The following is a 457-nucleotide window of genomic DNA, read 5'->3' as shown; positions in this document are numbered from 1 at the left end:
CGACACGCACCTCGCGCTTGGCGATGGAACGCATGAGATTCACGAGGCCGGGCACGTCGTAGACGTCCTGCAGCACCTCACGCACCGCCTCGAGGACGATCGGGAAGCTGGGGTAGGCGCTCGCGACCTCGAGCAGCTGCGCGGCCCGCTGACGTTGCTGCCACAGCGCCTGACGCTTGCCCGGGTTACCGCGCGGCAGCAGCAGCACACGCGCGGCGCACTCGCGGAATCGCGCCGCGAACAGGGGCGTGCCGCCGACCTGAAGGGTGGCGATGTCGGCCACAGCGTCCGGGTCGAGCACGGTCGCCTCGGTGAGGGCGTTCGTCAGGGTGTCGTCATCGCCCTCGGTCTCGAGCAGGCGGAAGACCAGCCCGTCATCGGTGTGCATGGCCTGCACCTCGACGCCGAACCGCTCCGCCATCCGGGCGCTGACGGCGAGCGCCCACGGTGCGTGCAC

1 protein-coding gene is annotated in these 457 nt (G+C 70.9%); it reads right to left on the bottom strand.

Going from position 1 to position 457, the window contains the following annotated elements:
• Positions 1-457, bottom strand: a 457-nt coding sequence (locus J5M66_RS26675) for a hypothetical protein (protein ID WP_207817552.1), incomplete at both ends; no start/stop codon positions are given.

Source organism: Pseudomonas sp. 67(2021) (assembly GCF_017491835.1).
In the GTDB taxonomy this organism is placed as follows: domain Bacteria; phylum Pseudomonadota; class Gammaproteobacteria; order Pseudomonadales; family Pseudomonadaceae; genus Aquipseudomonas; species Aquipseudomonas atacamensis.
Note: the sequence above shows the minus strand (reverse complement) of the source record. Positions and strands in the feature narration are given on the sequence as shown.